The following is a 26,918-nucleotide window of genomic DNA, read 5'->3' on the forward strand; positions in this document are numbered from 1 at the left end:
ACTAAAACTAAGGCTGGCGGCCGCCATTGCCTTAGGCTGATGAGCCGCTTCGACTTCGACCAATTGTGGGTCGAGCAGATGACCGATCAGGCAGTTGGGCTGTGTGTCGCCGGTGAATCGGGTTGTTTCAGGGGTTAACATTTTTCAATCCTCCATGAATGAAAACACGTGTCCAACGTGTAAAGGTGCAGCGGTGTTGCTGAGCTGTCGACGTTTAGATACTCCCCAATTCGAGGGCACGTTTCGATCTAACTCGAAGTAACCGTAGGCGAAAATATGCATTAACGCAAGTAAATATTGCACATATGCATACGCATTCATGAGGATTTCAGAATACTACGACCGCCCTGTTCACATCATTGACCTGCCTGTTGCCCAACTGGACCTGGCGTAACTCCGCTCAAAACTTCGCCCTATCGAACTTTTGGATCTCGCCTCGGCAAATGCATCGCGCGCGGGCTACGTGCGTCCGCAATCAAGGGAATAGCTGCTACGAGGCGCTTTCAGCGAAAAATAAAGAACGGTTATTCGAGAAAAAAAGTTGGCCCAAGCGCTCGAAATAGCCATGCAGCACGCCAAACTGGCGAGAACCGATCGCTTACGCTTTCTCGCCTCTGCGAGTCATGACCTACGTCAGCCATTGCAGACACTTAAGTTGTTGCAAGACCTGTTGCTGGGAATGCTTGACGAAGAGCGGCCCAGCAAGCTGACCGCGAGGATCTCATGCGGCACCGGCGCTACCGGACCCACCACGGACGGCGGTGGTGTGCCGACGGCAACCTGTGCATCGTGGGCCAGCGGTGTCAGGCCTGGCAGGCTGAGGTCGGGGCGTGAGCTCCCGGCGCAATGGCCACAACGCGGGTATCGCGATCCACGGTCGACAGGCCCGGTACGTTCAGGTCGGGGCGAGCGCTGCCAGACGCTGTGCCATCGGGTGTGGTCAGCACAATTCGGGCATCGCGCTCGGCGGGTGTCAGGCCAGAAAGGTCGACGTTCGGACGCGATACATCGACCGCCGGCCGGGAGCCGTCAACGGCGTTCTGGGCATTGATGCCATCGACATGGCTGATCGTGCCGCCGCTGGTGCGGCCAGGTTGCAGCGTTCCTACGTCGGCGCTGCCCACGCTGGCAACGTTAATGGCGCTGGCACTGGCATTGATTCCGCTGGCCTCGCGGGCCGTCACCGAGACCTGACGGTTGTTGGCGGCGAGTTGGGTGACCTCCTCCAACTGAATCGTCCGACCTTGGGTTTCGGGAAGATTCTGTTGGCGTTGCGCCAAACCGACGCTCGCAGCGCCAAGGGTCCAGCTTTGCGGCCCTGCATTGGCTTGAGCAGCCTGCCCGCTGCTGGCGCCCTGCCCGCTCAGTCGGAACAAACCGTTCTGGCCGATAGGCAGGCTGAAACCCTGAAGCGCGATGGGGTTGACTTGCTGTTGGGCCAAATCAGGTGGCAACTGCGAGTTGATGGCGATCGCTGTCGAGTAGCCGCTACATAGGCATAGTAAGGACGAACCACACTATTGTTGATGTTCTGGGCTGTGCTGCCTGAGCGGCCATCGGATGTTGCCGAGCGAGCGCGGCGTCCTGACGAGCCTGGCCCTCGACGAAGGCGACTCGCTCGCGTTCGGAGTCCAAAACCTGAAGTTGTTCGGACAACGCCTGCTCAGCAACGCCCTGTGCTAGATGAATCGCCTGTTGCCACACGGCGACAAAGGCCTGTGAGCCCCCCGCCGGCAACGTCGGCAGGCGAGTCTCGCCACTCAGCCTTTCGGCCAGCCTCGCCCACAATTGATCGAGCAAACCACCGACGCGAGCCGCTCCACAACCATGAATCTGCAGCGCTCACTTGTTTTTAGCATCTCCCATTCCTTGTACATCTGTACGACCTGCTCAAGCGGGGCCGTTTCGGCTATAGGCAAGAAGCGGTATGGCGCATGGAAATCAATTTTCGTCGCGTCCGCTACAAATGCTTGCTGTAACTCTTCGAGGCTAGAGGCGTCATCGTATTTCTGCGGAGTGCTGTAGTCCCGTGTGGGTGGTGCGTCAGCTTTCCATCGTCGAATGGCAGCATCCAGTTGCTGACTCTGATAGCTATGTCGAGCAGCGGCATTTCAAAGACGTATCAGCGACGGGAGTCGCTCTTGCGCTCGGCTGTCCAACTCAATGGCACGCTGCAAGGTCAAGACGACATCGTTGATCGACTGCCGTCCTGCCACAGCGGAGGCGACATAAATGAATGCAACGATATGTTTCGGAGATCAAGAGTGCGGTTCTGCATAATAGGGTAAAAACAACCCGCACCATGCCGCCACGCATGCATGTAATAAGTCTGGGCGTGGGCGGAGCATTTCGGTCGTGAGCACGTCAATCCGACTCGACCAACCTATGAGCCCCCCCTAGGGACTGGGCAACCTCATACTCATAGCGTGCGCTGGAGCTCATCGCCTCTTGAATCAAAACCCTCGCGAGACGATAGGCAGCGGATGCACCTTCGGTTTTTCTCATGCCTTCAGCCTGCCGCATCAACTGTGCAGTGCGTGGCGCCCGTTGTCCGGGATCCGCTGCGAATGCTCATGTACCGACGCCAACAGTTGCCGAGCTCGTCATAAGTCCCCGATCGCGGCAAACGCCACTACAAGGTCGGCAAGCCCATCCAGTAGCTCACTGGGCGTGTCTGCGACAGGTTCAGCCACCATTGGCTCTAACCGACGCGCCGCACTCTCACGATCGCCATCGATGCGGTAATCGCCAGCGCGACCTCACGCCCTAACAGCGATGAGCGCTGAACTGTAGAGCTGACTATCAGATCAGATCGCACCCAAGAATTGCTTGCTGTGAAAAAACTAGTGCGTCATCGGGATGAATCAGGCTACTTCCACGTTCGTGGATCGCTTTGGCATTCACGACAAACAGGATCGCATAAATAAGCCTTGGACCATTAATCTGGCCCTCGCAAACCTGTTCATTGCACTCAATCAAACAAATTTTAGCCCACAAAGAGTCATGTGGTTGTGACATATTCGGTCGAAAGGCTATGCAATCTTGGCGGTGGTAGGGACAACGCTCTCAACCTTTTTCATCGGCTTCGGGTTCTGGGCGCTGTTGTCCCTCACAGAACTGCAGCTACCGCTCTCTTATTGCCTGGTGTTTGGCGCGCTGATCTCCCCCACCGACCCCATCGACGTGATGGGCATTCTGAAATCTGCCGGCGCGCCCCATAGCGTGGAACTGGTCATTTCCGGTGAGTCACTGTTCAACGACGGTGTGAGTGTCGTGCTGTTTTCGCTGATCGTCGCAATGATTGCCAGCGGGGAGACACCGTCGGTTATCGGCGCATCGCAGCTGCTACTGAAGGAAGCCGGAGGCGGTGCTCTGTTAGGCGCCTGCGCGGGCTATATCACTTACAGAATGCTCAAGAGTATCGATAGCTATCAGGAGGAAGTGCTCATCACCCTGGCCGCGGTTCTCGGCGCCTATGCAATCGCCACTCAGTTCCATGTTTCCGGCCCATTGGCGATGGTGGTGATGGGACTGATTGTGGGTAACCAAGGGCGTTCCCATGCGATGTCCGAGCAGACTGAAAAAAACCTGGACATGTTTTGGGAACTGATCGATGAAATACTCAACGCTGTGCTGTTCGTATTGATCGGTTTGGAAGTCGTTTTGATCCAGTTCTCCAACCCGTTGCTCACCACGGGCCTGCTGGTCATATTGCTGACCTTGTTATCACGATTGTTGACTGTAGGGGTTCCCATTGCGGTATTGGGTAAACGCTTCCGCCTACCGGAAGGTGCCTGGAGTGTGATGACCTGGGGAGGCCTGCGTGGTGGGATATCGGTGGCATTAGCGTTGTCGCTGCCCCCAGGCGCGGCTCGCGATATCGTGGTTTCTCTGACGTACCTGGTGGTCGTTTTTTCTGTCCTGATCCAAGGCATGTCGATCGGTAAATTGGTCAAGCGAGTCATTCCGTGTGCGACAACTAAGGACGCTGGATGAACCCTCGGCCCGACAAAAGACTCCATTAAGGATAATCAGCTTACCGCCTTCGTTTCCCTGAATCCTTGCGGTGGGTCACATCGTGTTATTTGCAGAAGGTATAAAAAATGCTCGCACGTTGGCGCTGGGTGCTACACCAATTGACCAAACGGCTGTGGTTCAGGGCGAGTCTGTTTTCCTTGCTGGGTATTGCCACCGCGTTACTCGCCGTAGTCTTCAAGGACTATATTCCCGAATCGTTGCCCGCCCGCATCGGTGCCGACGCCGTCGATAAGATATTGGGCATCATTGCCTCAAGCATGCTCGCGGTGACGACCTTTTCGTTAAGCACCATGGTCACCGCCTACGGTGCGGCGAGCAGCGGCGTGACGCCCCGCGCCACTACACTGGTGATGGAAGACAGCACGACACAAAATGCCCTGGCCACCTTTATCGGCTCCTTCCTGTTCAGCCTGGTTGGGATCATTGCGCTGAGTACCGGCGCCTACGGTAAACAAGGGAGAGTTTTGCTATTCGCGGTAACCATCGCAGTGGTCATTCTGATTGTGTACACGCTGTTGCGCTGGATCGATCATTTGTCCAAGCTTGGGCGGGTGGGAGAAACTATTGACCGTGTCGAGCAGGCAGCCATTGATGCCATTAACAATCGAGTCCAATGGCCGCATTTGGGGGCAGCCGCCTACCCTTGCGAGTCAGTGATCCCCAGTTCTGCGCTGATCATCACAAGCCTCCACACGGGGTACGTCCAGCACATTGACGTTCAGGCGTTAGGCGTGATCGCCAACACAGACGAGATACAGATATTTATGGACGTCTTGCCGGGAAGCTTTGTGCATATCGGCATGCCGCTCGCAAGAACCGTTAGCTTGAGCAAGGCACGCGGGGAGGAACTGGCGTCGAGAAACGAAAAAATCATTGCTACCCTGGCTATCGGCGTGCGTCGAACGTTCGAACACGATCCCCGGTTCGGCTTGTCAGTGTTGTCGGAGATCGCCTCCCGCGCCTTGTCGCCGGCCGTCAATGACCCCGGCACCGCCATTGACGTAATTGGGCGCGGCGTCAGAAGCCTGACATGTTGGGGTACACCTAAAGAACCTGCCGCGAAAATCGACGCTGACTGCCAGCACGTTTATCTGCGCGGTTTGACCGTGGATGACCTGTTCGATGACTTCTTCGCACCGATTGCCAGAGATGGCGCGAGTCTAGTGGAAGTCGACCTGCGCATGATGAAGGCCCTTGTAAGCCTGGCACAGATAAACCCGGCGATGTTCAGGGGTGCCTGTACCCGGTACGCAGAACTGCTGCTCAAGCACGCGAACACTGCGCTTGTACTCGAAGAGGACCGGCACAAGCTCAGAGCAGCCGCGCGACCGCTGCTGCACTGACCCAATCTACGTGTTGGCTTTTTGCGCGGCGGCGCCACTGCCGTCCGATTGCAGAAAGCCACGCGCCAACTGCTGATAGAGCTCGGGGCCCATCCTGGCACTGACTGCTTTGGCAATCAGTGCAACAGCCATCAGACTAATGACCATGCCATGGCTGTCGATCATCTCCATCACGATGATTGCAGAGGTGATCGGCGATTGCGTGACTGCTGCCAGAAACCCCACCATGCACAGTGCAATGATGGGCTGTGCCGCCAAGGCGAAGTATTCAGCGACATTGGCACCGACAGCGGCGCCTACCGCCAAAGAGGGGGCAAAAATACCGCCCGGAATGCCGGAAAAATAAGTCACGACAGTCGCAAGAAAACGCGTAATCGGCGCGTGCCACGGCAAACCAACATCGGACACGATGATCTGGGAGGTGATCCCGTAACCGCTGCCAAAGGACATCCCACCGCTGAGCCAACCGAGAATCGCCACGATCATGCCGCAGCCACCTGCGAACCAGACTGGATGCAGGCGGCGCCATTCCCAGACGACAAAACTGCGATACCGCTGTGGCCATAGGAGCATCCGACTGAACAATCCCCCCATAACACCACAGCCAATACCAATCGCCAGTATCGGAAGAACGATATCGAGATTGGCCTCTTGTACGTCGAAGTGTCCGAAATAGTTGTAGTTGCCCTGCAAGGCTATCGCGACCATACCCGACAAAATGATCGTGCTGAGCAATACCCCGCTGGTGCGGGTTTCCAACTTGCGCCCCAGCTCCTCTACCGCAAAGGCCACACCGGCCAAGGGCGTGTTGAAGGCGGCGGCAATACCCGCCGCGCCACCGGCCAGGATAAGGTCTTCAGGGCGAATGATGCGTGCGTTGGGCAGGTAACGATGAAAGAAATGCATGACCGAGGCGGCGACTTGCACCGAAGGCCCTTCTCGCCCCGCTGAAAAACCACCGGTCAGGGCCAGGGTACCGAGCCCTATCTTGGCGAAGGCCAGACGCAACGATACCAACTTATTCACGGGCTTGCATTGGTGGGCCAACCGCGTAGCCGCGATCACCTGGGGAATACCGCTACCTTGAGCCCCTGTAAAAAAACGCGAGGTCATCCACGCCACAAACATGCCGATCAGCGGCGTGTAGATAAACGGCAGCCACGGCCGGGCGGCGGCCTGTTGGGCGAACTGCATCAGCGCCAGGTCAGCCAACCGGGCGAACATCACTACCAGCAACCCTGCGAGGGTAGCAGCGACCCAGAGTGTCACCCGAGTACGCCATCGGATCGAGGCAAAGCGACGACGTATCAGCAATATCGGTTTGATCACCCGAGCGGATTCCCGTTGTTGAGGTTCAATAACATGCAAAAACAAGATTAACGGGTTAAACGGTCACGTCCAACCGGCAGTGACCAGATAACTATAGCTATTCACTCCCGGCTCAGTGGCCCCATCACGTCGATTTATTTTGTGGGTAAGCCAATTTGTGTGAGCGCCTACCAAAGCGAATGTCAGCAAGAAGAAAGCCAGATAGGTTGTCATTATTTACCCTCATGTCTGTCAGCGCGTTCGGCTGTTATTGCGAATATATCCGTGCAGGCGAGATGACCGGGTTAAGGTGGGTTAAGAAATAGTTAGTATTCGCGCGCAACTTGGACCAATAAGGTTCGCTTGCACTGGGTGTCGCCATTGAGTCGGGAGCGCCGAAAATACGTACAAATGGAGGAAGTCATGAGTAATGCGTTGGTTATTGAAGACGATCAGGTGACGGCCGAAATCATCGTCGCTGAACTCCAACGCCACGGATTCAGCTCAAAGTGGGCCGCCACTGGACGCGAGGGATTCGCCTTGGCGATTGCAGGCGGCTACGACGCCATTACGCTGGATCGCATGCTGCCGGACTTTGACGGGCTGACGATTGTCAGCACCTTGCGCAGTCTTGGGATTCAGACGCCGGTTTCGAACTCCCATGCGTCCACGCCGTCATAGGTGGGAAAGCGGATATCAATACAGCGGTGTGCTGCCAGATCGCGAGGGTGTTCCGGGACGGGGTTTTTCGCGAAATATCCTGGCGCAGCTACTACGGCCAGCCACCTTCAAGGCTCAGTTTCCCGTTCGCTCCAACGCCCAACCGCATGAACGGATTATCGGTGGTTGGCCAGGTGATTCCAGGTGGAGCCTGCAGGATGGCCCATCGATGAGTTGGTATGCGATGGATTGTGCTCTTAAGGATGTTATCGAGCTGCTAAATCCAAAACGTTCGTCCGCTAAACACCCGCGCTTCGATACCTTCCTCGCCTTCCTCATTCTTCACACGATGGAGTTTGAGCGCAAGCTTGCTGTATGAGTCTACAACTGGGGCGGGCTCAAGCTTCATACCGGCAAACGCTGCGCCCACTTTGGCAACCGACTCAGCCGTGAAGCGGTCAATGGAGAATCGGCTCCGACCATCGGCTCGGTAAGTTCTAAGTGGCCGCGGCAGGGTGGGGCGTCATTTCGAAATGGATTCGACTGAGACCAGCTCCAGATACTTATATTTTTTCTTCTTCGCCGCGGCTTTGGCCTCTTGCTCAGCGACCAGCTTACTGAGGCTGCTTGATTCGAGCACAAACACGTCAACATCGCCCTCGTACACCTTGGACACGTGCAAGGTCACCCGCAGCTTCGAGGTATGGTAACCACTCGTTTTCTTTGCTTGAGGCGACTGGCTTGCAGCTGATTGGAGTATAGGTAACGCAGGTGCTGACGATGGCACGGGTGGTGTCACGGTATCCGTACTGGTTCCGAAGAGTGCTTTACGCATTTCCTCTTCACTTAATTCAATTGCCATAGATCTACCTTCGGGCGGTGAGAAGTGCACAGTTGTGCCGGTATAAGCTTATTAAGCTGCAGGTATAGCTTGTTAAGCTGTAGGTATACCGACGCGGCTACCCGTATGATTTCGGGGTAGCAATATATGCAAACGACCTGCGAAGACCAATTGATTGATCTTTTCGTGCGCCCGCTGCAACTGATTGTTTGTTTCGAACGGCTGTGGCGCAGTGCTAGGTACAGCTGTCATGACTGTCTCCCTTTTCGCTTCGAATGGGCTTCTGTTGGCGCCGGGGTATCCTGGTTCTCCGGTGTCGGACGCTCAATCTCAGGGGATGAATCTTTCTCCCGCTCGGACTGGGTTTCCGCGCGGTGCTCAAGCTGAATTTTCAGACCATCTACAAGCTTAGCCAAGTCTGCCTCACGAGCGGCAGTCTGCGCCGCAGAGGTACGGAGGGCTTTGAGTTCGTCGCTCAACTCTCGGGCGCTGCCTTTTTGAAGATCTATGATCGCCCCTGCCCTAGCTTCCGCTAGCACAAGCGCCTGTACCTGGGCAGTCAGGGCCTTTATCTGATCGCTTTGGGAGTTCAAGGTCTTCACCTGTTGGCGCGACTCTCCGAGTAGACGCCCATTGTCGCGGTTGAGGCGTGTGGACTCATCCTGTTTGACCGCCAGCGATTCCCGCAGTTTTCGCTGCTCGACCTGCGATTCATGAAGCTGCGACTCATGCCGACGCTGATCCTGTTCGCGCTGCTCCTTGACCGACTCCCTGTAGTGTTCAAGCGCCCCGCGCGCGTGAACGTGCTTCTCCTCGAGGGATTGGATCTGCTTATTCTTGTCACTGACTTGGGCATCCAGATCACTACAGCGCTGACTAAGCCCGGCATTACGTGTCAACTCCGCTTGGAGAGAAGACTGCGTAGTTTGAAGGTCAGCAGTTTGAGCTTCAATGGCAGTTTGCTGTGCTTCTAACTGCCTCCGTGCAGAGGCCAGTTCCGACTGTAGATTGGCGATTTGAGCCTCAAGCCCTGTGCGTTGTAAAGCGAAGGCTGATCGAGCCTGTTCGATCGATTCATCGCCCTCCTCCATCAACCGATCCAGTAGGCTTTCAACCATCGTGGAAAGCTCTTCCCCCATGCGTTCTCGCGAGGAAGGCGGGCGTGGATCAAAGGATTCGATCTCTTTCAGATACCGGGAGATAGTGGTTTTTGAACCCGTATTACCCAGCTCGACACGAACGGCGTCAATGCTTGGGAATATGCCTTTGGCCGCCGCGGGCCATCAGAACTCTTACGATTTCGTATCGTTATACATGTCATGTAATTACGTGTCACATTATCATCGAAACGATGGATTTGATATCCATTTTATAGAAAGCCATAATGTAGACTTATGGCTTCTTGACTGCTCATGGAACTCAAAAAGATCCTATAAGCGCATGCAAGTCGCACGCGCTACCAATTCGAAGGCGAAGTACGTTGGAGAAGGCAGATAGATACCTGAACGCCGGCACCCGGGAAAACACGCGGAAGAGCTACCGGGCGGCGATTGAGCACTTTGAGGTGACGTGGGCTGGGTATTTGCCCACTACCGCCGCGGGCGTCGTTCGCTACTTGGCGGAGTACGCTGGCAAGCTCTCTGTAAACACGCTGAAGCAGCGCTTGGCAGCCTTGGCGCAGTGGCACATCACGCAGGGCTTCCCTGATCCGACCAAGACGCCTGACGTTCGGCAGATGATCAAAGGCATCAGGCTTGTGCACCCTGCGCAGGTTAAACAGGCAGCACCGCTTTTGCTGAAACACCTGGAGCAATCCGTCACCTGGCTTGAAGGAGAGGCTGCATCTGCCATTGAGCGCGCAGATTACAAATCGCTGATGCGGCACCGTCGCTCGGTGGCAATCATTTTGATCGGGTTCTGGCGTGGTTTTCGGGGCGATGAGCTGGCTAGACTGACGGTTGATAACACGCAAGCCATCAGCGGCGAAGGTGTTACTTTTTACCTGCCCTACACCAAGAGTGATCGACAGCACGAAGGAACAACCTTCCACACGCCTGCGCTCGCCATGCTCTGCCCAGTAGAGGCGTACCTCAACTGGATAACAGTCGCCGGAATCGCGACAGGCCCGGTGTTCCAAAGAATTGATCGCTGGGGCAACTTGTCAGGCAGAGGCATGCAGCCGCATAGCCTGATCCCGTTGCTGCGTCGGATCTTGAGAGAAGCAGGATTGCCTGCCGAGCTTTATAGCAGTCACTCGATGCGACGGGGATTTGCGACATGGGCATCGGCCAATGGCTGGTACATTAAGGGATTAATGAGTTACGTCGGCTGGAAGGACATGACGTCCGCGTTGCGGTATGTGGATGCCAGCGCGTCGTTCGCGGGTATTGCCCTGCGCGGCGCCCAGCACCCACATTCCATCGAGATCAAAAGAGCTTCCAGCAGTCTTGCGGATACTGATTGACGCCACCACGACAGGCTCAAAAAGCACTTTCAAAAATCGTGAAATCAGCTATTCAGAATCATTGATCACTCGGAAACTCATCTGCAATCACGCGAATATATTGAGCAGTACATATCTGTCCTCTCCTGAATAGCCTTTTCATGTCCGTTAGCTCTGCTGTGGCTTTGACACAGACAGCAGGAATTCATTGCTCCATCGGGGTACTCAGTGTTATCGCCAGCATAGTATTGACCCAGTTGCTGAAACTTTACGGACCCAAGCTCCTACCTTGTGAACCATTACTAGTGCTGGATTTTTGTCGATTGGTATTGGGGCCGACAGTGGTGACGCAGCTGGATGCGTACAACGAGATTACGACGCATTAAAAGAATATTACGAGGACGATCATCCCGTACTTGTGACTCTCAAATCTGAAGATATCCACGACCTAACTCTCAATTCTGTTGCACTCTGCTCCTCAATTCAAATGACACGTTCTATCTATGTCGCTGATATTGCGAGATGACATTCTCATTTTTGATGATCACCTAGGGCCACTGGCACTGCAAGAACTGGCCGACAGTACCCGTGCCGCCGCCGAGGCCTTCATCGCCGCCGGCACGGCCGCCAATACCGTGCGCAGCTACCAAAGCGCCCTCACTTACTGGTCCTCCTGGCTGCGCCTACGCTACCGGCGCACGCTTGGCGACCACCCCCTGCCGCCGGAGGTCGCCGTGCAGTTCATTGTCGATCACCTCGCCCGCCCGGAAACCGACGGCGGTTGGAGCCACCTGCTACCCGCAGACCTCGATGCCGCCCTGGTCGCGGCTGGAGTCAAGGGCAAGCTTGGCCCCTGGCGTTCAGTACTGTCAGCCATCGCCTCGCTGTCCTGGCCAAGTGGCATCGTTTGAAGCAATGGGACAACCCGACCGAAACGCCGGCGGTGACGGCCTTATTGCGTGAAGCGCACAAGGCCCAAGTTCGCCAGGGGGTGGCACAGCGCAAGAAAACTGCCGTGGTCCTGGAGCCATTGCAGGCGATGCTCGTCACCTGCACCGATGGGGTACACGGTGTGCGCGATCGTGCGCTATTGCTGCTGGCCTGGAGTGGCGGCGGTCGGCGCCGCTCGGAAGTGATTGGTCTGCAAGTCGAAGACTTGCGTCGCCTGGACGCCGAGACCTGGCTGTATACGTTGGGCGCGACCAAGACTGGCACCGGCGGTGTCCGTCGAGAAAAACCGCTACTGGGTCCGGCAGCTCAGGCGCTCAGCGCTTGGCTTGCGACGGCCCCCGCCAGCAGCGACCCCCTGTTTCGCCGGTTGTACAAGGGAGGGCGGGTCGGCGCGAGTGGCCTGAGCGGCGACTAGGTTGCGCGGATTGTCAAACGCCGCGCCGCATTGGCCGGGCTCGACGGGGACTGGGCCGCGCTCAGGCTTCGTCACCGAGGCGGGACGCCAGGGCGTGCCGCTCGGTGAGGTGATGGCGATGACCGAGCACCGCAGTGTGAGCACGGTGATGGGCTACTTCCAGGCCGGTTCGCTGCTGGGCAGTCGGGCCAGCCAATTACTGGGGTTTGGGGAGCAACGGAACAGAAAGTGCACTTAAGGTAAGCCTCCAGCCCAGCCACCTTTACTCGGCAGCTGATCTCAACGGCAGCAACTCATCCAGCCGGCTATTCGGCCAGGTCGGTAGCTTCTCCAGCGTGTCTTTCAACCACACACTCGGCTCGATACCGTTCAATTTGGCTGTCGCCAGCAAACTCTGGATCGCCGCCGCCCGTCGACCCGCGCGCTCTGACCCGGTAAACAACCAATTTTTCTTACCGATAGCGATCGGCCGAATGACGTTCTCGACGGGATTATTATCAATGGGCAAGTCACCGCTCAGTGCGTAGCGCGACAGTGCCGGCCAGCGCTTGAGGCTGTAATCCATGGCTTTAGCCAGGCTGCCGCCGTTGGCCACGCCTTGGCGAGTCGACTGCAACCAGTCGTGCAGCGATTGCAACTTGAGGTCTGTTTCTTGAGCGCGCAGTTGTTGCCGCTGTTCTGCGTCGAGTTTCCTGCCACGCCCTTCAATCTCGTAAAGCTCGGCGATCCTTCGCAATGCCTCTGCGGCCACCGGACTCTGATTGCTCGCATGCAACTCGAAGAATTTGCGCCGCGCATGGGCCATGCAGCCACTTCCGTAATGCCAAGACCAAACAACGCTTTGTAACCGGCATAGTCATCGACCACCAGATGACCTTTCCAGCCCTCCAGGAACGCACGCACATACGCACCGCTACGTCCGGGCTGATAGTCGAACACCGCGAGGTCTGGCCCCTCATCCAGGTCGTTGCTGCGATAGCACCACAGATAGGCGCGTTGGGTTTTTCCTTTGCCGGGATCCAGTTGCTGCACCGGGGTTTCGTCGGCATGCAAAATCAAGCGTTGATGCAGTAACTCACGTAATCGATCGGCCAAGGGCTGCAGGGCAAAACCATAGCGGCCTACCCACTCCGACAAGGTTGAGCGGGCCAGCGTGACACCGTCACGCTGGGCGATCTGCTCCAGCCGATACAGCGGCAAATGATCGAGATACTTGCTGATCAAGATCCAGGCAATCAAGCCGGGGGCCGCCATACCACCGTCGATGACAGCCGGAGCAACGTCGGCTGAGACAATACTTTCGCAAGGGCGGCAGGCGTACTTGCTGCGAATATGGCGGTGGACGAAGAACTTCGCAGGTTCGACATCGAGCTGCTCGGTGATGTCTGCACCGATTTTCACCAAGGCACCACCACACTGGCCGCACGTGCACACTTCGGGTTCGTGATGATGTTCGATGCGCGGCAGATGTTCCGGCAGTGCCTGACGCCCGGCCCGCGGACGCTGAGCCCGCAGTTCAGGCACTTGCACCTCGACTTCAGCCTCAATGGCCGCGCAGTCGGCCTCCATGGTTTCGTGAAACAGATCGCGCTGCTCAGGCGACAGGGCTTCGTTTTTGACGCCGAAACGGATGCGCTTGTAGTGCGCCAGTTCAAGCGTCAGAGCCTGGATTTTCAAGGCGTCGTGTTGAGCCTGGGCACGTAACTTATCGACATCGGCCTTATGTAGAAGCGCAGCCATGATTTGCTCCCGCAGTGCGGGATCAAGGTTCAGGGCGGCGATTTCGTCGGCGATAGGCATCCGTGGATTTTACTGAAAAAGTGAACACTATCGTTATCCGCGAACGGTAATGAAGTTTATTTTCTAAACTTTCCAGTGACTCATGGGGCGAGCTTCCAAGCGCTGCCAGTCAACGCCGGTGATCAGCCAGCGCCATTGAGCCTGGGTCAGTGTGAAGGTTTTAGCGCCCTCGTCTGGCCAGACAAAAGCACCATCATGCAAACGTCGCTGGCTTAGCCAGACGCCGGTTCCATCCCACTGTATAAGTTTGAGGCGGTTACCTCGGCGATTACGAAAAGCATAGGCGGTGCCGTCGCACGGCGAGTTCCCCAGCGCGTGTTGAACATGTGTCGAAAGGCCATCAATGCCAAGGCGCATGTCCATGGGTGCTAGTATCAACCAGACCTGTGTCGGCAGCAGCATCAGAGCATCTCCTGAAACAAGTGAGCCAATCACGCCGGCTCCACTTCGCGGGGCAATACCAATTCCCAGCCGCTTGGGTGGCGTAGCAGCAAGTCACTTATTTGGGCAGGTTCATGCACCGCTATGGGGACCAGCGTCAGCGTCTCGCTTCCCAGCTCGCGACTTCGAAATCAATAGCCAAAAGACTTGGTGTTGAGTTGGTGCTGCTCACAGTAGGCGACTTGCGTGAGCCCACTGCTGCGCCATGCCTGGACATGTTCAGCCCAGAATGTGCGCCGGGCAGTGAGTGGGGTGGGTGGTTTCATGTGTGCTCCTTTTTTGGAGAGCACAGCGTGGCGAGTGGAGGTAGGGAATTACAGGTGGCTGGGCTGGAGGCTTACTAATCCACAGCAGAATGCTTACGTTGAACGTTATAACCGGACTGTGCGCTATGACTGGCTGGGACAGTACTTGTTTGAGTCGATAGCCGAAGTTCAGGACTATGGTACGAACTGGATCTGGACATACAATCACGAGCGCCCGAATATGGCCCTCGGCGGCATTACCCCAAAACAGAAGTTGGCCCTGGTGGCCTGAGGTCTACTTCTGGTGAGTTTTAGGAATGGGGGGATTACCCCACTGATTGCCTTTTTTGGCCTGATGCATCTCAGGATCGCGCTTGCCTTCTCGGTTCTTGACCGAGGGCGGCGCGGCGATCAGGGTAGCATCGACGATGGTGCCTTCCTTGAGCAGCAGACCACGACTGGCCAGATGCTGGTTGATCGTTTCAAACAGCACCCGCGTCAGTTGATGGGTTTCCAGCAAGCGGCGAAAACGCAGCAAGGTGGTGGCATCCGGTGCCGACTCGCGGCCCAAGTCGATGCCCATAAAGCCCCGAATGGCCTGGCTGTCGTAGACGGCATCTTCGGTGCCTTCATCGGAGAAACCGAAACACTGCTGCACGACATACATGCGCAGCATGCGCGACAACCCAATCGAGGGGCGTCCGCGCTTGCCGGTGGTGTCGCCGTAGAACGGCGACACTTGCGCCTCCAACTGTGCCCAGGGCACCAACTGCTCAATATCCGCCAGGAAGCGATCACGTCGAGTTTGCTTTTGCTTGCCGGTGTATTCGAGTTCGGAGAAGGTCTTCTGCATGGCGCGTAACGAGGCTCAACAAGAGGATGGTTGATTGAGGGGGGGCAGTGTGCCAAGGCTGCGGGCGGATGGCTATTTATGCAGCGTCTCCTTAAAGATCTGTCCGCCACGCTTCATCGTCCGCTCCTTAGGCTCGTGCCGGATGCAAATTCTCCCTGCCGCCATCAACATCTATGCTTCACGTAAAGTAGTTTCTTGATGCACCGGATGTGGTCGCCGTGCGCTCGCCGGATCAAGGTGCTGTCCACTCTCGTCGTAATCGGTGGAAGAGAAACAAGTCATGATTGAAGTACAGATCTATCGCTACCACCCGGAACAAGAACAGTCGCCTTGGATGCAGTCGTTATCCCTGCCCGAGGAGTTCCGGGTGCGAATGGTGCTGGATGCGCTGGAGTTCCTGCACGAGGCAGATCAGACGCTGGTCTACCGACGCTCTTGTCGGGAGGGTGTTTGCGGCTCGGATGGCATGAATATCAACGGCAAGAACAGGTTGGCTTGCATCACGCCGGTTTCGGAGGCGCTGGGCACGGCCAGCATACTGATCATCAGACCTTTGCCCGGCATGCCGGTCATTCGCGATCTGGTAGTCGACCAGAGTCTCTTCTTTAAGCAGTACGAGAGTATCAAGCCATGGCTGATCAATCACGAGCCGGCACCGGCCATTGAGCGTCTCCAGTCCCCCGAGGAGCGCGCAAAACTCGACGGACTGTATGAATGCATCCTCTGTGGCTGCTGTTCGTCGCAATGTCCATCATGGTGGTGGAATCCCGAAAAATTCGTAGGCCCGGCCGGACTTTTGCAGGCATGGCGTTTCATCACCGACAGCCGCGATCAGGCCACGGTGGAACGGCTAGAGCGGCTGGAGGACCCGTTTAGCCTGTTCCGTTGCCGCAGCATCGGCAACTGCTCGTGGGTCTGCCCCAAGGGGCTCAATCCCATGGGGGCTATCGGCAAAATTCGCCAAGAGCTGTTTCGAAAATCCACTTAGGATGTTGGATCAAGGCAATGAGTCGGCTCGTCTTCCGAAGACTATTTAGATTATTCTGTCAGGATAAGAATCCTTTTATTTCTTGAGTGCTGAGATTGCGAGGTTGGTCACTTCGCGGCAGGTTGTTCAAGCCCACAAGACCCACTTCCAAATAACGCGTTAGCCATTTAAACATCGCCGGTGCCGATATCTGGAGCCGGTAGCTGGGGTTTGGAGCGTTAATCCAACAGCCAGCAACAGAGATTGGGCCCGCTGCTCAAGCGAGCCCTGAATCGCCACCAGCCTTGTAGTGTAGGGCGGTCAGATGAATAAAACGAATGAAGAGACGGGCCATACGCACTGCTGCTCAGTGAAATCGAAGCCTGATCAGTATATCGAAATACTTTTCTAATGAGCTCAATCAACTATTTTCAGTGAGTCATGGTTAATACGAGGGTTCAAAGGCTAATGTTCGAAGCTCCGATAATTTATACAATAGGGCATTCCACCAGAAGCCTTCCCGAGTTTATCGAATTACTTCAGTTCGGGAAGGTCGAGTGGGTCGTGGATATTCGTAGTGTGCCGCGATCTCGAACTAATCCCCAGTTCAATCTGGATAGACTGCCGGAGGCACTTGCTGCGCAGAAGATAGGCTATACGCAAATACTGACGCTGGGTGGGTTACGAAAAAAATCAAAAACAGTGACACCGGATATTAACGGGTTTTGGATCAACCAAAGTTTTCATAACTATGCTGATTACGCATTGTCCGATGACTTTGAATCGGGACTCTCACGATTGTCAGCGCTCAGTCAGGACCGGCAGTGCGCGATCATGTGTGCGGAAGCCGTCTGGTGGCGTTGCCATCGTCGGATCGTTGCTGACTACCTTCTCCACCGCGGCCGGATAGTCGTTCATCTGCTGGGCCGGGCCAAAGCTGAATCAGCAACATTGAATCGGGCAGCGATCCCTGTGGGGCATTCTCTTGTTTACCCGGCGCAGACTGTCGGTTGAGGTGCGCCTGACATGGAGGTTAACGGCGCGCTCATGTCCCGAACAGTTTTCGAAATCTCACCGCACGGTCGACGCTGTCGACCATTTGGGAGGCAGCTTGAATCGTCAGCGGGTGCTGGGTGAAACCCGGTCTTGGTGTGATGTAGGTAGACATCTGGCGCGCGACAGCAATCTGTTTATCCGACCCTTGGGCGAGCAAAGCGATCACCAGATTTTCCAATGCAATCACACGGACACGAAGATGGACCAGTTCGGCATTCGACAATTCAGGAATCTCACTAGCCCCTTGAGTAAAGAGGCCTTCTGCTACATCTTCATTGTCCCATTTTGAAAGCGTCGTCTGGAGTTGTTGGGAAGCAACTGACGAAATGGTCTTTTCTTCAGGCATAAGAGGATTCTCCAAAAGGAGGTGAATGTTGTCTCGCCTGAGACAACTTAAACGATGATAATCGGATGATCTATCAATGATCTTAGCCTTTGATGGCTACAAACCGGTCTGCAAACAACGCTCAAATAGCCCGCTTACAAAAGATACCTGACCAGCACCCGCAACACCGGGGCTTGCACGGCAAGCGGACCGTCCACAAAGGTGCCCAAGTAGCGCGCTGTGCCCAACTGGCCGGCGAATCCCTGTGGGTTATGCGAGCCGCGCTTTTCCGCGATCAGCCTGTGGTCGGTATCGTCAAGGTGGACACGCCGGGCCCGGCCGTCCAGCGAAGGTGACCCGGCGTAACGGCCGACGTTTTCACGTTGTTCGTTCGACAAAAGCTGACCAGCATGAAGTTTCTCTGCTGATCTCTGACTACGCCATAGGACTGGCCTTGGCAGCTTGCTCAGCTTGCTCAGCGTGCGTGCGTGGAAAATGCATGGACCTGACATATCAGAAGTCTGAGGTGCAGTAAAATAGTGGTGAGCTTTTCCATTTATTTCACACCTCAAACTTCTTCTGCACGACCATCAGCCTTTGCTCCGGGAGGGACCAGTGTAGTGATCCCTGTTGCGGTGCGTACCCCGAAATAGCCCTTGATCGTCGCGATCACCAACGGAAGCGCGCCAAATAGGATAAACACAAGATCGCCCGGCATTCGCAACCATTCGATCAGGTGCGACCGTTCACTGCTGATATAGTCAAGACTGCGTGCATGCCAATATCCATTCTGGACAACGTCCCAGACTTGCAATATTCCGCTGGGAAACAAGCTCATCACTACCATCATCGCTAGCCCGATGTTGGTACCCCAGAATGCGACCCTGACGTATTTTTCCATGCTGGCCCATTGCGCGTCACTGCTGGTCTGGCGCAATACGAATACCATCAGTGCGATTGCCAGCATACCGAAAACACCCATCATTGCCGCATGGCCATGGTTGGGCGTCAGTTGAGTGCCGGTTTCGTAATAACTGATGATCGGCAGGTTGATCAGAAATCCGAACATGCCGGCTCCGACGAAGTTCCAGAAGCCCACTGCCATCAGAAAATAGAACGTCCACCTGTGCGGTATCGCAATCTGCTTGCCGCAAACGTCGCAATCGCCTCGCGTAGTCCGCACAAAATCCCAGGCGTCCAGCGTCAGCAAGGTCAACGGTACCACCTCAAGGACCGAGAACAATGCCGACATAGCCATGTTGAAATTGGTTTGGCCGGTGAAATACCAATGGTGGCCTGTACCCATCAAGCCGCCGAGAAAATATAGGATGGCGTCTAGATAGATCACACGCAACGCTACGTTTCGGCGCGTCAGCCCGAGTTGATAGAACATCAGGGCCACTACCGTAGTGGCGAAGAACTCGAAGAAGCCTTCTACCCATAAGTGGATGATCCAGAAACGCCACGTATCAACCACCGTGAAGTTGGTCTTGGCGCCGAAAAACAGGGCAGGTACATAGAACACCGGTATTGCCAGCGCGGCTATCAAGAACATTCTGACGATCGGAAGTGCTGCAGGCTGCGTCAGCGTGCGCGGTCGCACTAATGTCCAGAGCAGCGCAAACCAGATGAACAGCCCCGCCACCAGCAGGTATTGCCACACGCGACCGAGTTCCAGATATTCCCAGCCCTGATTGCCGAACCAAAACCACCAGCGACCGAGCATTTGCGAAATGCCTAACCACTCGCCGAACAAGCTACCGCCAATCACAAGAACAAACGCGGCGAACAGCACGTTGGTCCATCCGGCCAGCCAGCGTGGTTCTTCGGTGCGCATTGAGCGGCCGAGAAACAGGGCGGCAGCGACGTAAGCAGTAGCAATCCAAAAAATTGCCATTTGCAAATGCCACGTACGCATCAGATTGCTGGGGAAAATGCGCGCCAGATCGAAGCCGTAAAAACTGCCTGGATCGGCACGGTAATGGGCCACTGCGCCACCCACCAGCGCTTGTCCCAGCAGCAGCAGTGCCACCACCACGAAGAATTTCACCAAGGCGTTTTGGCCCCGACTCGATTGCCCCGGCACCAGTTGCGGGTGGACGTGATGGCCGCGCGTGATCCAGCCCAGGTAATCGAATTTTCCGAACGCCAGCAGCACCGTCGCGATGCCAGCCAGCAGTACCATCAGACTCAGCGCACTCCACAACAACGCGTATGACGTTGGCACGTTGCCGACGCTCGGGTCATATGGGAAATTGTTGGTATACGAATATTCCTCTCCGGGGCGCGCGGCCACCGAAGCCCACGCTGCCCACATAACGAAAGCAGCAAACTGGCGTAGCTCGATCGGATCGGTGATGAGGTCGGCCTTCAGTCCGCCGTTACGCGATGGGTCGTGGAAATACTCAGCCCAGTAATCGATCTGCCGTCGATAGGCCGCAGCTTCCGCCGCGGTCAATTGGAGCGTTGCAGTAGCAGCGTCGTAACGATTGGTTTTGAGCGCAACAATCGTTTCGCCGCGCACGGCTGCCCGCTGCGAAATCGTCAGCGCCGCGAAAGGCTGTTGGTAGTTCTGTAATGCAATAGATTCTTCGGTGTATTCGCCTAAGCGATGCAACACCTCGGCCGAATAGTCCGGGCCGAGATAGGCACCATGACCCCAGATGCTGCCATTGTCCATCAGGCCGTATTTAAGAAAAACCGTCTGTCCCTCGCTGATATCGTCGCCGCTGAACACGACAGCCCCCTGCGCATCCACCACCTGCCGCGGGATTGGCGGGGCATTGCGGTAGGACAGCATCGTGATCGTCAGTAGCCCGGCAAAGCCCATCATCATCACAATCAAAATGGTGCGTATCCACCAAGGCGAAAGAGGGCCGTCGTCCTCAGTCAATGGCAATGCTGCCTCACTCATCGGTTATTCCCTTGTCGACCATTGCGTCTTACGTGATTGACTGAAAAGATGCTGTCGCTTCAAGAACCAGGTCCAAAAGCCGGCGTGCTTCCATCAGAGTGAGTTTTTCATCATCATCTTGATTTTCTTGATGGAACGGGAGGGGCGAGTTCCTTGGGGCACACCTCAGTACAATTCACGATAGTGTGGCAGCGAAACAGCCGATACACATCATTCAAATCGTCGAGACGCTTCTTTGTGGCCCGGTCCCGTCTGCAGTAAACCGGCTGGTCCGAAGAACTTGCCCGGGTTCCACCATATTGGCGACCGATCACAAAGGGTTTTACCGCTCTCTCGGCCTTGTTGTTATCGATGGGCAAGAAGCCCGCCTCAATGTAACGCTCAAGCTCGCTCAAGCTGCTTGCTAAATAACCGATGGCATTGCCCGAGGCACTTTGCGTCGTCACCTCGGAATGGGTTTTCTCCAGCCAGCTTTTTAGTTCTGCAAGTACCGGCAGACCATTTTCCTATCGAGCGCTAAAGCGCTGGTCAGTTGGCGTCTTTGAACTCTCGCTCGATACCGTAGAGTTTGTTGATCAGGTTCAGCGCGATGTCGGCTCGCTCGGTCTTACCCTTCGGTTGCACTTTTTGCGCATCGACGAAATTCCGTCGCGCATGTGCCCAGCAGCCCAAACGCTCGACACCTGGCTGCGCGCCCAAGGCATTATAGCGTAAGCGTCCAAGCCCCACCACCTTGCACATTGCCCATCACCCCAGCGGCAGGGTCTCCATTGGCAAGAGTGAAACTACTCCAGTGATCCAAGGGGCTGATAACACATCACCTTAGCCGGTCTATGCAGGTCGAAAAAACCTTAGTACGATTTTTCCGAATTCTGTGGGCACCTTGATCAGAGGATTCCGGGCTCAAATTTCGCGTAGCGGCGCGAAAAAAAGGTTTTTCAGCGGCAGTATGCAGGCAGTCTGGAAGGACCGACTGTTTTCAACAGAGTCGGTCGATTTCTGCCTGTCTCCGCCGAACTTAATGAGACGAAAGCTGGAACTCGATGTGGGTACCGACTCGGCCAACCCTGGGCGATTCAAACCCCGTTCTGCGCAGTGCGCTCAGCCATACCCAGCGCGCACCTCAATGAGGTACTGCAGCGCGTCGGCCTTGCGCTCAGCCGAGCAGTCGGCGTGCTTCACCAGCACCTCACAGTCGCCATAGTCCGCGTTGACCAGGGCGCGCAGCAGGCTTGAGCACAAGAGAACTTCATCGTCGTAATTGTCCTGCAGCTACTGATACTGCGCTTTCAACTCGGCAATGCGCGCTTGAAGCTGCTCAGGGGTTTGCTCGGTCTGGGTCATATCGCGGGGTCCTTTCTGTTCGTCAACAGACCACGTTCGGTGATGAACGGTGTCTCCGGCTCCATGCTCCATGCCTCACTTTCGTGAAGGGGAGTTCTGAGCATAGACAAGGATGATGCATAGGTTTTCTGAATGCTTGCTTGTCAGAAATCCCATGCACAAGGTGGATCAGAGCTCATCAATTGGTGTTGTTCTCTTCTGAAATTGACATGAGTCATGTCGCGTTAAAGTTCGACAAAACGAAGGCTTTTTCGAACTATTGCAGAGAGGCGTATGGTGAGTGTATAAGCACATAAACATCTATCGACGAGAAAATCATGAACACCACTCGCTGGAACGTCGCTGTCTCTACCGACACTGACCAATCGCTTCGCATGTTTCTGGCCAGCCAAGGCGGTGGCCGTAAGGGCGACCTGTCGCGCTTCATCGAAGAAGCGGTGCGGGCACACATCCTTGAACTGAGCGTCGAACAGGCCAAGGCCGCTAACGCCCATCTGAATGAGGCAGAACTGACCAAAGCAGTTGATGAAGCGCTCGACTGGGCACGTAAGCGCTGATGCGGGTCGTATTGGATACCAACATCTTGTTCAGCGCACTTATCTCGCCGCATGGCGCGCCCGATGCGATCTACCGGGCTTGGCGGGCGGCACGTTTCGAGGTAGTGACCTCACGGGCACAGCTCGATGAAATTCGTCGCGCCAGTCGTTACCCCAAGCTTCAGGCTATCCTGCAGCCTGCCAAAGTGGGTGCCATGATCAATAACCTGCAACGGGCGATGGTACTGGAGCGGTTGGTCATTGAGGTTGACGCCGATGATCCGGATGACTCCTTTTTGCTGGCCATGGCTTTGGCGGGCAATGCGGACTACCTGGTAACAGGTGACCGCCGCGCAGGCCTCTTACAACGCGGGCATATCGAACGCACGCGGATAGTCACCCCCGCCGTGTTCTGCACCGAGGTCCTGTGATCGGTGCCGGTTGCCTTTCTGACTCAAGAGCAACGCGACGGCTTTGGTCGCTATGTCGGTCCTCCTAGCCGTGAAGAGCTGGAACGCTATTTCCACCTGAGCGATGACGACCACAAAGCCCTCCTGCCGCTGCGCGGCGAACACAACCGTCTCGGCTACGCCACGCAACTGACTAGCGTCCGCTACCTGGGCACTTTCCCTGAAGACTTGTCAGCCGTCCCGGATGAGGTGCTGCAAGCGCTCAGTCGTCAGCTCGGCATCAATGATCCGACTTGCATCCGGGCCTATGCTGAAACCCGCCAGCGTCAACGTCATACCGGCGAGATTCAGGAGCGTTATGGCTATCGGGTGTTTGCTGACTCCAGCGTTGGCTTTCGACTTGCTCGCTGGCTATATGCGCTCTGCTGGACAGGGACAGATCGTCCTGGTGAGCTGTTCAATCGGGCGACGACCTGGTTGCTGACGCACAAGGTTTTACTGCCTGGCGTAACAGTACTGGAGCGATTTATCGCCCAACTGCGCAGTCGGGTCGAAGAACACCTCTGGCTCACCTTGGGCCGCAGCGTGACCGATGAACAGTGGCAGCACCTGCAAAAATTGCTGGTAGTAGTCGAAGGTAACCGCTACTCCCGCCTGGATCAATTGCGCTCCGGCCCGGTGATGATCAGTGGGCCTGCACTGATCCGGGCGCTGCGGCGACTCGATGACGTGCGTGGCATCGGCATCACCTTGCCCGCAGCGGCGCATATCCCGCCCAGCCGAATCGCGGCCCTGGCACGCTTTGCCAACACGGCCAAGGTCACAGCGATCAACCGGCTGCCGGCATCGCGGCGGATGGCAACGTTGGTGGCGTTTGCGCTTTGTCTGGAGGCGACTGCGCATGACGACGCCCTGGAAGTTCTGGAAGCTTTACTGCGCGATCTGTTCAGCAACGCAGAGAGGGCTGACAAGAAAACTCGGTTGCGTAGTCTAAAAGACCTAGATCGCTCGGCGGCAACGCTTGCCGCCGCATGCAAGGTGGTTTTGAATAGCTCAATCAGCGATGACAACGTCCGCGCCCGGCTGTTCAACGACCTGCCACGTATCACTCTGGAGAACGCCCTAGAAGAGGTCACCGCGCTGATCCGTCCGGCCAACGATGTGTATTACCTCGCCCTGGAGGAGCGCTACCGCAGCGTGCGCCGTTTCCTTCCCGACCTATTGAAGCATATTCGCTTTGGCTTCAGTCCGGCTGGCAAGGGCGTGGCGGCTAGTCTGGACTGGGTGCAACTGAACCTACCTCGTAGAAAACCGGAAGATGATGCTCCACAGGAGATCGTGGCCAAGGCTTGGCAACAGCACATCATCCGCGAAGATGGCTCCCTCGACATGGGTGCCTATGTATTCTGTACGCTTCATGCACTGCGCACCGCCCTACGTCGCCGCGATGTCTTTGTTTCACCCAGTTGGCGCTATGCCGACCCGCGTATCGGTCTGCTCGATGGCGCTGAATGGCTGACTGCACGACCGATCATCTGCCGCTCGCTGGGCCTGACCATCGATGCCAAAACCACCTTGGACGCCTTGTCTGTCGAGCTGGATGCAACGTGGCAGGCAGTTGCCGCCCGCTTGCCCGAAAACCCTGCCATCCAGCTGAACGAGAGCGCTGATGGTAAAACTGAGCTGTCCCTCGGAGCGCTGGACAAGCTGGAGGAACCGAGCTCGCTACTGCAACTGCGTGCGGCCGTGGCCGACTTGATGCCGCGTGTCGATCTGCCGGAAATCCTGTTGGAAATCGCCGCCCGCACCGGCTTTGCTGAGGCCTTCACCCATGTGTCCGAACGCAATGCGCGGGCCGATAACCTAGTGACAAGCCTGTGTGCCGTACTCCTGGGGGGAGCCTGCAACACCGGCCTGGATCCACTGATCCGTAATGATAACCAAGCGCTGCGCCGTGACCGACTGTCCTGGGTCAGCCAGAACTATCTCCGCGACGACACCCTGTCAGCAGCCAATGCCATTCTGGTGTCTGCGCAAAGCCAACTGGAGCTGGCTCAGGTCTGGGGCGGCGGCGAGGTGGCCTCCGCCGATGGCATGCGTTCCGTCGTACCGGTGCGCACCGTGCATGCCGGCCCTAACCCGAAGTATTTCGGTACCGGCCGGGGAGTCACCTGGTATAACTTGATTTCCGATCAGTTCTCCGGCCTGAACGCCATCACGGTGCCTGGCACCTTGCGCGACAGCCTGGTATTGCTAGCGGTTGTGCTGGAACAACAGACCGAATTGCAGCCAACACAAATCATGACCGATACCGGTGCCTACAGCGATGTGGTATTCGGGTTGTTCCGCCTGCTCGGCTATCACTTCTGTCCGCGCCTAGCCGATGTCGGCGGTACCCGCTTCTGGCGCACGAGCCCAGACGCGGATTATGGCAAGCTCAACGGACTTGCACGCCAGTCGGTAAAACTCGACCTGATCGCCGAGCACTGGGATGACCTGCTGCGCCTAGCTGGGTCGCTCAAGCTCGGCCGGGTACCGGCGACCGGCATCATGCGCACGTTGCAGACGGGGGATCGTCCGACCCATCTGGCCCAAGCGTTGGCAGAGTTCGGACGGATCGAGAAAACCCTGCACACGCTGACCTACATCGATGATGAATCCAAGCGTCGTGCCACCCTGACCCAGCTGAATCGCGGCGAAGGCCGGCACAGCCTGGCCCGTGCTGTGTTCCATGGCAAACGCGGCGAGCTTCGCCAGCGCTACCGCGAAGGTCAGGAGGACCAACTCGGCGCCTTGGGCCTGGTGGTAAATATCATCGTACTGTGGAACACCCTCTACATGACGGCCGCCGTGGTACGGCTAAGGCAGCACGGCTACCCGGTGCAGGAGGAGGATCTGGCTCGGCTGTCGCCGCTGATCTATGAGCACATCAACATGCTGGGTCGGTACTCCTTCGCGGTACCGGAAGAGGTTGCTCGAGGAGAGCTTAGACCGCTGCGCAATCCAGACGACGATCAGTGACATCTCTTCGGTGAAAGGTCGCCTCCAGGACATCCGAGCTTAAGTGCACTTTCTGTTCCGTTGCTCCCCAAACCCCTTTATCAGCAAATTATTGGTTGCAGCATTGCCGGTTAGTATCCAGCTGGCGCCGCCGGTGATATTCATTTGATTAATATCATTAACGCCCCCGGTAAACGACGCCCGGTTTTGCAGCGTAAGCTCGCTCTCTACACTGCCATCCCCACCAATGCTGCCAATAACGAGGCTACTATCAACCAGCAAAGTATGGATATTGGTCATGTCGCCGGTCACCGTGCTGTTATTTTGCACAACGCCGTCCAATGTTTTCCCTACCCTCCCCACCACCTGGCCCGTCTAGCTGGCGTTATCGAGCGTAAAGCGGTTAACGCCAATTAATGCGCCGGTTAATGAAGCCTTATTCTGCAATATCACAGTAGCCTGCGCACTGTCGGCTACCGATACATTCCCCCTGAGTTGGCTATTATCCACGGTGAGATCGGATTGGTTGGCTTTATTCACCTCCAGCAAGGTGCCATTACCGCCGATGATATTACCGCCGTTGACAACGTTAATCGCTGCCGCCACGGAATTATAGCCATCAATATTGTCGACCACGACGCCACTGGCGGTGATGCCTTCGACGGTTGAATTATTAATTAATAAACTAGGCGACCAGTTGGTATTTTCCCGCTCAGAAACCATGGTGACGCCATTCTGCTCTCCAGTGACAATGCTGCCATTATAGAGCGCCAGACTCCCTCCAACTAAAGTTGCCCCTTGACCTCCTCCAACAATACCGCTCGATCCACCTGGCGTTCCCACTACCTGCGTATTATATAATGTCGCCACCGCCCCGCGATTAACGACGATACCGCGGCCAATGGCAGTAATGCTGCTATCAATTAGCGTCGATCGAGAGGTAGACACACCGCCGCCAATGGTGTCGCTGGACACCAACATCAACCCAATGGCATTTCTGCCACCACTATTGATCGTCGTCGACTTAA

General features: G+C 56.3%; 20 protein-coding genes and 8 pseudogenes. 12 read left to right on the forward strand and 16 right to left on the reverse strand.

Annotation, left to right across the window (positions count from 1 at the left end):
• Positions 1-803: 803 nt before the first annotated feature.
• The gene (locus ACI77D_RS28550; RefSeq protein WP_407018008.1) at positions 804-1,442 is read right to left on the reverse strand and encodes a hypothetical protein; all 639 of its coding nucleotides are present in this window, start codon (positions 1,440-1,442) and stop codon (positions 804-806) included.
• Between the two features lie 79 nt (positions 1,443-1,521).
• Positions 1,522-1,815 (reverse strand): annotated as a pseudogene (locus ACI77D_RS28555) (plasmid replication region); the annotation flags it as partial.
• A 1,233-nt stretch (positions 1,816-3,048) separates the two neighbouring features.
• On the opposite strand from ACI77D_RS28555, the gene ACI77D_RS28560 reads away from it, so the two are divergent.
• Complete coding sequence (locus tag ACI77D_RS28560; RefSeq protein ID WP_407018026.1) at positions 3,049-3,996, forward strand: cation:proton antiporter; 948 nt, start codon at positions 3,049-3,051, stop codon at positions 3,994-3,996.
• 107 nt (positions 3,997-4,103) lie between these two features.
• On the forward strand, positions 4,104-5,381 hold the full coding sequence (locus ACI77D_RS28565; protein WP_407018009.1) for a DUF2254 domain-containing protein: 1,278 nt from the start codon (positions 4,104-4,106) through the stop codon (positions 5,379-5,381).
• 6 nt (positions 5,382-5,387) lie between these two features.
• Here the strand turns inward: ACI77D_RS28565 and ACI77D_RS28570 are convergent, their stop codons facing one another.
• On the reverse strand, positions 5,388-6,710 hold the full coding sequence (locus ACI77D_RS28570) for a chloride channel protein (RefSeq protein WP_407018010.1): 1,323 nt from the start codon (positions 6,708-6,710) through the stop codon (positions 5,388-5,390).
• A gap of 402 nt (positions 6,711-7,112) precedes the next feature.
• Here ACI77D_RS28570 and ACI77D_RS28575 point away from each other — a divergent pair.
• Together ACI77D_RS28575 and ACI77D_RS28580 are read left to right on the forward strand one after the other, a co-directional pair.
• Positions 7,113-7,340: pseudogene (locus ACI77D_RS28575) on the forward strand (response regulator); the annotation flags it as partial.
• Between the two features lie 10 nt (positions 7,341-7,350).
• Entirely contained in the window at positions 7,351-7,728 is a 378-nt protein-coding gene (locus tag ACI77D_RS28580; RefSeq protein WP_407018011.1) for a hypothetical protein, read from the forward strand.
• A gap of 144 nt (positions 7,729-7,872) precedes the next feature.
• Here ACI77D_RS28580 and ACI77D_RS28585 read toward each other — a convergent pair whose 3' ends face one another.
• Positions 7,873-8,211 carry a hypothetical protein gene (locus ACI77D_RS28585; protein ID WP_407018012.1) on the reverse strand — a complete coding sequence of 113 codons (339 nt, stop codon included), beginning with the start codon at positions 8,209-8,211 and terminating at the stop codon, positions 7,873-7,875.
• A 227-nt stretch (positions 8,212-8,438) separates the two neighbouring features.
• Positions 8,439-9,452, reverse strand: coding sequence for a DNA-binding protein (locus ACI77D_RS28590; RefSeq protein WP_407018027.1), 1,014 nt, complete (start codon positions 9,450-9,452; stop codon positions 8,439-8,441).
• Between the two features lie 218 nt (positions 9,453-9,670).
• Here ACI77D_RS28590 and ACI77D_RS28595 point away from each other — a divergent pair, with 218 nt between their 5' ends.
• Complete coding sequence (locus ACI77D_RS28595) at positions 9,671-10,654, forward strand: tyrosine-type recombinase/integrase (RefSeq protein ID WP_407018013.1); 984 nt, start codon at positions 9,671-9,673, stop codon at positions 10,652-10,654.
• Between the two features lie 482 nt (positions 10,655-11,136).
• Positions 11,137-12,237, forward strand: a pseudogene (locus ACI77D_RS28600) (site-specific integrase).
• Positions 12,238-12,261: 24 nt separating this feature from the next.
• Here ACI77D_RS28600 and tnpC read toward each other — a convergent pair.
• From tnpC to tnpA, 3 genes and pseudogenes are all read right to left on the reverse strand, one after another.
• Positions 12,262-13,799: pseudogene (gene tnpC, locus ACI77D_RS28605) on the reverse strand (IS66 family transposase).
• Between the two features lie 63 nt (positions 13,800-13,862).
• The gene (gene tnpB, locus ACI77D_RS28610; RefSeq protein WP_407018014.1) at positions 13,863-14,201 is read right to left on the reverse strand and encodes an IS66 family insertion sequence element accessory protein TnpB; all 339 of its coding nucleotides are present in this window, start codon (positions 14,199-14,201) and stop codon (positions 13,863-13,865) included.
• 170 nt (positions 14,202-14,371) lie between these two features.
• Positions 14,372-14,506 (reverse strand): IS66 family insertion sequence element accessory protein TnpA, encoded by a 135-nt coding sequence (gene tnpA, locus ACI77D_RS28615; RefSeq protein WP_407018015.1) that lies wholly within the window; start codon positions 14,504-14,506, stop codon positions 14,372-14,374.
• A 76-nt stretch (positions 14,507-14,582) separates the two neighbouring features.
• Here tnpA and ACI77D_RS28620 point away from each other — a divergent pair.
• A pseudogene (locus ACI77D_RS28620) lies at positions 14,583-14,777 on the forward strand (transposase); the annotation flags it as partial.
• A 39-nt stretch (positions 14,778-14,816) separates the two neighbouring features.
• On the opposite strand, the pseudogene ACI77D_RS28625 reads toward ACI77D_RS28620, so the two are convergent.
• Positions 14,817-15,338 (reverse strand): annotated as a pseudogene (locus tag ACI77D_RS28625) (IS5 family transposase); the annotation flags it as partial.
• 280 nt (positions 15,339-15,618) lie between these two features.
• Here ACI77D_RS28625 and ACI77D_RS28630 point away from each other — a divergent pair.
• Both ACI77D_RS28630 and ACI77D_RS28635 read left to right on the forward strand, forming a co-directional pair.
• A complete protein-coding gene (locus tag ACI77D_RS28630; protein WP_407018016.1) occupies positions 15,619-16,326 on the forward strand; it encodes a succinate dehydrogenase iron-sulfur subunit in 708 nt (235 codons plus the stop codon).
• Between the two features lie 447 nt (positions 16,327-16,773).
• Positions 16,774-17,319: a DUF488 family protein gene (locus ACI77D_RS28635; protein WP_407018017.1), complete on the forward strand. Its 546-nt coding sequence runs from the start codon at positions 16,774-16,776 to the stop codon at positions 17,317-17,319.
• Positions 17,320-17,350: 31 nt separating this feature from the next.
• On the opposite strand, the gene ACI77D_RS28640 is transcribed toward ACI77D_RS28635, so the two are convergent.
• The 5 genes and pseudogenes from ACI77D_RS28640 to ACI77D_RS28660 all read right to left on the reverse strand — a co-directional run bounded on the left by ACI77D_RS28640 (position 17,351) and on the right by ACI77D_RS28660 (position 21,842).
• Complete coding sequence (locus tag ACI77D_RS28640) at positions 17,351-17,707, reverse strand: hypothetical protein (protein ID WP_407018018.1); 357 nt, start codon at positions 17,705-17,707, stop codon at positions 17,351-17,353.
• A gap of 134 nt (positions 17,708-17,841) precedes the next feature.
• Entirely contained in the window at positions 17,842-18,084 is a 243-nt protein-coding gene (locus ACI77D_RS28645) for a DUF4158 domain-containing protein (protein WP_407018019.1), read from the reverse strand.
• Between the two features lie 170 nt (positions 18,085-18,254).
• Positions 18,255-20,600 carry a nitric-oxide reductase large subunit gene (locus tag ACI77D_RS28650; RefSeq protein ID WP_407018020.1) on the reverse strand — a complete coding sequence of 782 codons (2,346 nt, stop codon included), beginning with the start codon at positions 20,598-20,600 and terminating at the stop codon, positions 18,255-18,257.
• A 299-nt stretch (positions 20,601-20,899) separates the two neighbouring features.
• Positions 20,900-21,308: pseudogene (locus tag ACI77D_RS28655) on the reverse strand (transposase); the annotation flags it as partial.
• Positions 21,309-21,701: 393 nt separating this feature from the next.
• Complete coding sequence (locus tag ACI77D_RS28660; RefSeq protein ID WP_407018021.1) at positions 21,702-21,842, reverse strand: hypothetical protein; 141 nt, start codon at positions 21,840-21,842, stop codon at positions 21,702-21,704.
• Between the two features lie 419 nt (positions 21,843-22,261).
• On the opposite strand from ACI77D_RS28660, the gene ACI77D_RS28665 reads away from it, so the two are divergent.
• Genes ACI77D_RS28665 through ACI77D_RS28675 form a run of 3 tightly spaced genes read left to right on the forward strand, consistent with a single transcriptional unit; the run spans position 22,262 to position 25,911 of the window.
• On the forward strand, positions 22,262-22,501 hold the full coding sequence (locus ACI77D_RS28665; RefSeq protein WP_407018022.1) for a ribbon-helix-helix domain-containing protein: 240 nt from the start codon (positions 22,262-22,264) through the stop codon (positions 22,499-22,501).
• Positions 22,501-22,911, forward strand: a complete 411-nt coding sequence (locus ACI77D_RS28670) for a putative toxin-antitoxin system toxin component, PIN family (protein ID WP_407018023.1) — start codon at positions 22,501-22,503, stop codon at positions 22,909-22,911. Before ACI77D_RS28665 ends, ACI77D_RS28670 begins: the two co-directional genes overlap by 1 nt.
• A gap of 3 nt (positions 22,912-22,914) precedes the next feature.
• Positions 22,915-25,911 carry a Tn3 family transposase gene (locus ACI77D_RS28675; RefSeq protein WP_407018024.1) on the forward strand — a complete coding sequence of 999 codons (2,997 nt, stop codon included), beginning with the start codon at positions 22,915-22,917 and terminating at the stop codon, positions 25,909-25,911.
• 39 nt (positions 25,912-25,950) lie between these two features.
• On the opposite strand, the gene ACI77D_RS28680 is transcribed toward ACI77D_RS28675, so the two are convergent.
• Together ACI77D_RS28680 and ACI77D_RS28685 are read right to left on the reverse strand one after the other, a co-directional pair.
• A complete protein-coding gene (locus tag ACI77D_RS28680) occupies positions 25,951-26,220 on the reverse strand; it encodes a hypothetical protein (protein ID WP_407018025.1) in 270 nt (89 codons plus the stop codon).
• A 45-nt stretch (positions 26,221-26,265) separates the two neighbouring features.
• Positions 26,266-26,918, reverse strand: a pseudogene (locus tag ACI77D_RS28685) (hypothetical protein); the annotation flags it as partial.

The organism is Pseudomonas sp. O39 (assembly GCF_045447295.1).
In the GTDB taxonomy this organism is placed as follows: domain Bacteria; phylum Pseudomonadota; class Gammaproteobacteria; order Pseudomonadales; family Pseudomonadaceae; genus Aquipseudomonas; species Aquipseudomonas antarctica_A.

Coding starts and splice junctions, on each gene's coding strand:
- tnpB (WP_407018014.1), bottom strand. CDS start 14,201: ATGCTGCTGCCGACACAGGTCTGGTTGATACTAGCACCCATGGACATG.
- ACI77D_RS28670 (WP_407018023.1), top strand. CDS start 22,501: ATGCGGGTCGTATTGGATACCAACATCTTGTTCAGCGCACTTATCTCG.
- ACI77D_RS28565 (WP_407018009.1), top strand. CDS start 4,104: ATGCTCGCACGTTGGCGCTGGGTGCTACACCAATTGACCAAACGGCTG.
- ACI77D_RS28665 (WP_407018022.1), top strand. CDS start 22,262: ATGAACACCACTCGCTGGAACGTCGCTGTCTCTACCGACACTGACCAA.
- ACI77D_RS28630 (WP_407018016.1), top strand. CDS start 15,619: ATGATTGAAGTACAGATCTATCGCTACCACCCGGAACAAGAACAGTCG.
- ACI77D_RS28650 (WP_407018020.1), bottom strand. CDS start 20,600: ATGAGTGAGGCAGCATTGCCATTGACTGAGGACGACGGCCCTCTTTCG.
- ACI77D_RS28585 (WP_407018012.1), bottom strand. CDS start 8,211: ATGGCAATTGAATTAAGTGAAGAGGAAATGCGTAAAGCACTCTTCGGA.
- ACI77D_RS28580 (WP_407018011.1), top strand. CDS start 7,351: ATGCGTCCACGCCGTCATAGGTGGGAAAGCGGATATCAATACAGCGGT.
- tnpA (WP_407018015.1), bottom strand. CDS start 14,506: ATGAAACCACCCACCCCACTCACTGCCCGGCGCACATTCTGGGCTGAA.
- ACI77D_RS28635 (WP_407018017.1), top strand. CDS start 16,774: ATGTTCGAAGCTCCGATAATTTATACAATAGGGCATTCCACCAGAAGC.
- ACI77D_RS28640 (WP_407018018.1), bottom strand. CDS start 17,707: ATGCCTGAAGAAAAGACCATTTCGTCAGTTGCTTCCCAACAACTCCAG.